The sequence below is a fragment of the Martinezella lusitana genome, from assembly GCF_010668395.1.
Lineage (GTDB): Bacteria > Pseudomonadota > Alphaproteobacteria > Rhizobiales > Rhizobiaceae > Rhizobium > Rhizobium lusitanum_A.
The window spans coordinates 124,321-130,320 of the sequence record NZ_WUEY01000019.1 but is presented as its reverse complement, the minus strand read 5'-3'; the positions used below and the strand labels follow the sequence as shown (position 1 = coordinate 130,320).

7 protein-coding genes are annotated in these 6,000 nt (G+C 56.8%); all 7 read right to left on the bottom strand.

Annotated features, from left to right (window positions below):
• Positions 1-686: 686 nt before the first annotated feature.
• The 7 genes from GR212_RS37570 to GR212_RS28930 all read right to left on the bottom strand — a co-directional run bounded on the left by GR212_RS37570 (position 687) and on the right by GR212_RS28930 (position 5,835).
• Entirely contained in the window at positions 687-1,250 is a 564-nt protein-coding gene (locus GR212_RS37570) for an invasion associated locus B family protein (RefSeq protein ID WP_163992044.1), read from the bottom strand.
• Positions 1,251-1,978: 728 nt separating this feature from the next.
• Positions 1,979-2,419: a hypothetical protein gene (locus tag GR212_RS28955; RefSeq protein WP_163992042.1), complete on the bottom strand. Its 441-nt coding sequence runs from the start codon at positions 2,417-2,419 to the stop codon at positions 1,979-1,981.
• 31 nt (positions 2,420-2,450) lie between these two features.
• Positions 2,451-3,323, bottom strand: coding sequence for a CsgG/HfaB family protein (locus tag GR212_RS28950; RefSeq protein ID WP_246726033.1), 873 nt, complete (start codon positions 3,321-3,323; stop codon positions 2,451-2,453).
• 163 nt (positions 3,324-3,486) lie between these two features.
• Entirely contained in the window at positions 3,487-3,804 is a 318-nt protein-coding gene (locus tag GR212_RS28945; protein ID WP_246726031.1) for a curli assembly protein CsgF, read from the bottom strand.
• Positions 3,805-3,841: 37 nt separating this feature from the next.
• Positions 3,842-4,354, bottom strand: a complete 513-nt coding sequence (locus GR212_RS28940) for a hypothetical protein (RefSeq protein ID WP_163992038.1) — start codon at positions 4,352-4,354, stop codon at positions 3,842-3,844.
• Positions 4,351-4,779 (bottom strand): curli-like amyloid fiber formation chaperone CsgH, encoded by a 429-nt coding sequence (gene csgH, locus GR212_RS28935; protein ID WP_163992036.1) that lies wholly within the window; start codon positions 4,777-4,779, stop codon positions 4,351-4,353. Before csgH ends, GR212_RS28940 begins: the two co-directional genes overlap by 4 nt.
• A gap of 24 nt (positions 4,780-4,803) precedes the next feature.
• Positions 4,804-5,835 carry a hypothetical protein gene (locus GR212_RS28930; protein ID WP_163992034.1) on the bottom strand — a complete coding sequence of 344 codons (1,032 nt, stop codon included), beginning with the start codon at positions 5,833-5,835 and terminating at the stop codon, positions 4,804-4,806.
• Positions 5,836-6,000 lie beyond the last annotated feature (165 nt).

Here is a 6,000-nt window from a genome sequence, read left to right as displayed (position 1 = left end):
ACGTGCCCTATGGCCAGGCGGCCGAGTGAGACGATGACGGGACGACCCACGCCATGACCTCACCCCTACCCAGGACACCCTCCTTCCGATTGGACGGCAAGACCGCACTCGTCACCGGCGCTTCCTCAGGCATCGGACGGGGCAAAAGCGCGCACTGACGGCATCAAAGGGCTCATCCTTAAGAGTTGGGGCCGTCTCGTATCACCCATAAACATCGACGACAGGAGCAAGAAAGCAAGATCGAAAGAAATTGATGTAACAGATTCAGCGATGAAGCATCCATGGAATGAAGCGGAAACACATGTTCTCCTAGCGGAACGACGTAACTATATGGCCCTCTCTTGTATGGCATATTACGGGAACTGAGCGAGACAACTAAATCAAGACTTTAGGTGATGGGCATGAAACATAGGCACTACAAGTGATAGAAAGATCATTAACGAATGGGGTATCTACGAGGAACTATCCTCATTAATAGAGGTCAAGCTTGCAGATCTGAACAGACAAATCGATTTCAAGGCAACCTGACGAATTTCAGCTCAACGTTGTCTTCACGCTTGATAAGCAATGGCTTCCACACTTGGTCACTCGACACCAATCCATCTGCCAAAAAGCAGCGATGCCGACTACCGATTGGTTATCATTTGAAGGATGCGACCTTATTCAACTACCGATCGGCGCGTTCATCACCCGTTGTTCGCGATCATCGCACTGTAAGCAGCGTTGAAACCACCCAGGGATATGGGAAGCTCCGCCATATTTCCCTGCATCATCCGGATGGAAACCTTCCCTGATTTTTCCTTCGTCAGCGCATCGAGCATCCCGGGAGGGCACAGGCCTTCCACCAGACATCCTTGCGTCGTGCATCGCGACACTTTTGCCATTGTCGAATACTTGCCGCCGAACGCGATCTTGACGCCGGCCTGAACGGAAAAACCGAGTGGAAGAGCCATCTGCATACCGATCTTGTTTTCCGCCGAACGCGCCATACTGATCACCATGAATACCTGCTTTTGATCCGGCGAGGTCAACCTGTACACGATCTGGCAGGGCGGCTTCATCGACTTGTCGGTGCTGCACTGCAATGTCCACGCTTCGAATTTCTGTTCGGTGATCTGCGGACCGCCGGGCTGGGCCGCCGGCGGGCTTGAGGATGCCGCCGGCGCGGGGTTGCTGTTGCCGGGCTCGGCCGCCCCTTTCTGGGGATCGGGCTGCGGCGTCACCCCGCTATTGTCGGCACCGAATGCCACGGATGCAACCGCGTGCGTAAACAAGAAAACGACACAACACATAGTCGTCTGCCAATATAGGCGCATGATCCCCTCCACGATTTGGTTTGCAATTTTATAATATATGAGCAATAATGTCGAATGAAACGCGAATTAAAGCGCATTTTATAGAATAAAATTTAGATCACATTTCAGTTTTCTGTTTTAATCGGAAAACGGCGGAGTTTTATATTTGTAACCCGCAAGGAATAAATTCAGATGGCGCCGATCATCATTGCAGGCTATTCTCTGATCACCGTGCTCGCACTAAGCGAGAGTGTGGTATTTGGCGAAAGCTATCTACAGCAGGCTCCAGCCGTGAACGAGAATCCTGCCTTTGTCGAGCAGCTTCCGGAGACGTCAATCGTACCTGCGCTCCAGCCACCACCCGCCAACAGCCGAACTCCGTCGCATAGGCCGAAGCGACCGCCCCATGCGCGGCCACAAGCCCTATTGGCAAGCAGCGTTTTTCCCAGTGTCGGCAGCGGGGTCACCGAGCGGGCGGCGCCAGGTCCTCTGGACAATCGCCTGCCAACGGTGGGCGCCGGAACGGTGGGACACTGAAATAGTCACAAGTGGCCTGCCGGAATGCACGGGTGCCTGTCATCACTTCGCCAATCAGCCCATGAATATCGGATAGTGATTGCATAGCGGCTGGCGACCGCCAACGAACATGGAACCGGGGCGGTGGCCTTGCGGTTGGAGCAATTTCAGGAAAAGGGCACGGCGGCCTTTCGTGCGGAATTGCGTGGAAGTACAGAGATGGAGTGGTTCGGATATTCTTTGAAAAGCTGAACCACTCGAGAGTTTCGCTGGCGGAATTTCCGCAGCCGATAGCGCAAAATCGGCCCATTGTTACGGTCCAGGAGCAACATCGAAATGACACACTCCCCTAGAGTCATTGCGGCCACATTCGTCATACTTGCCGGTGTGCTTGGTCCGGCAGATGCCTTTGCCGTCGACCAATCCATCATCCGCCATTCCGGATTTTCGGAGACCCGCATCCCCCAGGTGAAGGGACGCGTCCCGATCAGGAAGAGCAACAATCTCGAAAAGGGAACGGCCGCCAAGTCCTTGAACAAATCGGATTCGAGCGGCGGCACGCAAAACGAAACCGTGAGCTGCGGACCTGAAAACGCCCAATCCGACATTTGCCGGAAAGCGATCCAACACCGTTAGCCCTCATGAGCTTTTCGGCTTGCTGACGATCACGGGCGGCTTCGATGCGGCTTCGACGGCTGGCTGGGTAGCGCTCACTTGCTGGGGATCGACGGCCGGCACGATCGGCCTGCCGTTTCCGTCCACCTTGTAGGTCATCGCCCTTTGATGCTCGTCGAGATACCGCATGAATGCTGCTCCGGCTGCGGGATCCTTGAATTGCCACAGCCCGTTTTTCACGCCTTCGAAGATCAGGGAATAGACGGCAAGCTCTATTCCTTCCTGGACTCCCAAGGTCGTCGGCGCATTTCGCGTAATGCCGCCCTCGATCTGAAGCAACTGGTCGACGCCGACGAAGCGGAAGGCCGAACCCTGGAGCTGAACGGAGTAGACGGTTTTCGTGGTGCTTACGGAGGCCAGCACGCGCCCGGTGCTCACGCTCACGGCTCGTAGCGACACGGTCACGATATCCTTGCGGTACTGCGTGTTTCCGCCGATCCCCAGATAGTTGGCGCCCAGGCCGCCAGTCGTCTCGTTCGAGTCATAACCGACAATGCCGCCGTCAAGCAGCACGCCGGCAAACCGAAGCGGTGGTATGCCGCCGGCCTTGGCGCCATAGACCGCCGACCGCGTGTTCTGGATGATCTGCCGCTCCTGCAATAGCGATTGAAGGTCGGTGCGCTCGACGACATTGAACCAGTTGCCGTTGCCGGCCTTGGTCAGGACGTCGGTCAGCAGCTGCGCGCCGCCTTGCGTGAGGGCGCGGGAAAATTCGGCGAAGTTCTCGTTGGGCTTGTTTTGCCCCGTAAGATCGGGAAACGAATAGACGGCGACGTCGAGCGCTTGCTTCGGCTGCGGCAAACTTTCCAGCGCCACGCCCGTCTTGGTAGCCGGCATGAGCGTCGCCGGGGTACTCATCGGATCAAGATTGCTGCCTGCAGCAGCGCAGCCGCTCAGGCCTAGTCCGCATAGAATGGCGGCAAGGGGAAAATTGACATGTGACATCGCTTAACGAATGAATCGCCCCCAAAGAATTGAACATTCAGGCAATCAGTTCGGCTTAGGGATTGGTGGGCACCTGGCTGCCACTCTCGATCACGATAACCGGAGACGACCCGCCGGAACCCGCCCCTTCGTTTATGTTCCCGAGGTTGCCCAGGGCGCTGTTGAGACCGGACAGATCCGGTGACTGTTGCTGGCCGGACTTGACGCCGGCGCCCTGTGTCTGTGCCGTCGATAGAAGAAATGAGCCATTCAAAGGATTTCCGCCGAATGTCGGGTTGGTCGGCTGATAGACCAGTTGCCCCGAGAACGCCGGCATTGCCGCTGTTGCAGCCAGGCCTACTGCGATCATCGTCATACGCATCATCATTGCCATTCCCCTCTCTCTTGCTTCCGGACGCTGCGGCGTCCATTCAACGCTTGATTAGCAATCCACCGCCTGGCAACCGCGCGATCAGTACATTGACGGGCGCGGAACCGGCAGGCTGAAGAACACTCACATTCAGGCCTGCTCCATTCAGCAATACGACGTTGGAGCGAAGATTATTTCCGGCCTGCAGCACGTTTACATTGTTGTAACTGCCGATCACGCCGGCCGTTGAGATGTTGTTTGCTCCGGATTGAAGATGATACACGCTGTTGCGGATACCTATTTCCAGCGTCTGAGCTATGTTGTTGCCATGCCCCGCAACTGAAGCCTCCGGTACTCCAACGCCCCCCGGCGCCTGAAAATTGAACGAAGGCCGATATTGCTCCGCCTGCTGTTGCGGCGGTGCGCTATTGAACGTCACGGTCGTCTTTACGTTGACCGGTATCTGAACCACATAGGCCGATTCCGCCCGACATACCGTTGCCGCCTGCCCCATAAGCACAGTCAATGCCGCGGCGACACCCAACATCAATTTCCTGCCGTTCGGAGGTTTCATTGTGGTAATCCGCATTGTGAGACACCTCGATCGGTTTCGACCAATAGCTTTGCACTCAGTTCGGTATTCGCCGGTGCACCGACCATCGTGGTGGCGAGAAGCCCGTCCGAACCTGGCTGCAAATCAAACTTGCCTTGCTGAATGCTTTGGCTCGTGCCCGACGCATTGCGCTTGATGAGAACCAGCCTGTAGGTACCGGATACCGCCGTTGCCGACTTTACGCTCGCCTGCACGACAAGAAACGCATCCTTCCTGTTTGCCGCGATCAGGCACGCGACTCCCGCTTGCGAAAAAGCGGGAGCGACGCATGTGAACGACAGAGCAGAAAGGCAGAAAAGCTTCGCAAGGAGGTTGCATGCTGATCGCCAACGGTTGAGCCTAATGCATACGGATGGCTCAACCGCTTGGAAAGAGGAGGCGGACATTCGCATTCGCCTCCTCCTGCCTGTTCAGTGTTGGCTCGTAACGGCGACGTTCCGATAGCCGAACTGCGCCGTAACCGAGGTATTGGTCAGTGCGCTCGAGCTGGTCTGAGAGGTGATCGCATAGTTTCCCGAACCGATCTGGATGGTTCCCTGCAAGTTGGAACCTCCGAACGGGAACGCGCTCTGCACGCCGGACTGAGATGCTATCGCCGTGTTGCGATAACCGGCCTGTACGATGAGCGAGTTGTTCGAGCCCAGCGGGTTGGCGATCTGGGATGTCAAGGCGGTGTTGCCGACGCCGAACTGGGCAGTGGCCGACTTGTTCACGCCAAAGAACGACGATTGGCCCGTGACGGCGAAGTTGTGCCCTCCGGCCTGGAACGTGTCTTGCGAGTTGTTCCCGCCCGATTGATCGGCAAAGGATATGTTGCCCCAGCCGAACTGCGCCGTGTACGAGGAATTGCCGTTAGGCCCGATAACGCCCCATTGGGAGGTGGCGGCAAAGTTTCCGGCACCCACCTGCAGCGTCGTCTGGTCGTTGTTGCCGCCATCCTGGCCCACAATGGCGCCATTGCCCCAGCCGAACTGCATGGTGCTTGACGTGTTGCCGCCATGCTTGCCGTCGGTCTGGTCGGTGGAGGCGAAGTTCAGTCCGCCGACCTGCAGCGTATTCTGGGTATTATCGCCCTTGGATTGATCGGCGAACGCGGAATTGCCGAAACCGAACTGGCCGATCGTCGAATTGTTGTCGCCGCCATCCCGTTGCAGGGTCGAAGCAAAATTCAGGGTGCCGACCTGGAGGGTGCTCTGGTCGTTGGTCTTGCCCTTCTGGTCAGCCACCGCGAAGTTGCCGGAGCCAAATTGCAAGATATCGGAGGTATTGGACTTTGCGGTATTCTGGTTGGTAATTGCAAAGTTGCCAACACCGTCCTGGAAGGTCAGCGCCTGGTTGTTGCCGCTATTCTGGCTGACGAAAGCGCCGTTGAAGGCGCCCACCTGGCCGATGAACGAGTCATTTTCGACCGGTGGCGGTGGATATGGACCGGCAAGCGTCAAAGACGTACTTGCCAGCAAAATCGCGAGAGCTCCAAACGTCCTCATGTGATCCTCCCTGTTCTCCAAAACGGGGCAAGCGACCATTCACCGCCCTCGACCTTTTTAATAAGCCGCTGGAGGAGAGCCGAACAAGAGAACCGTTCGTACTAGGACGGTAACCAGGGA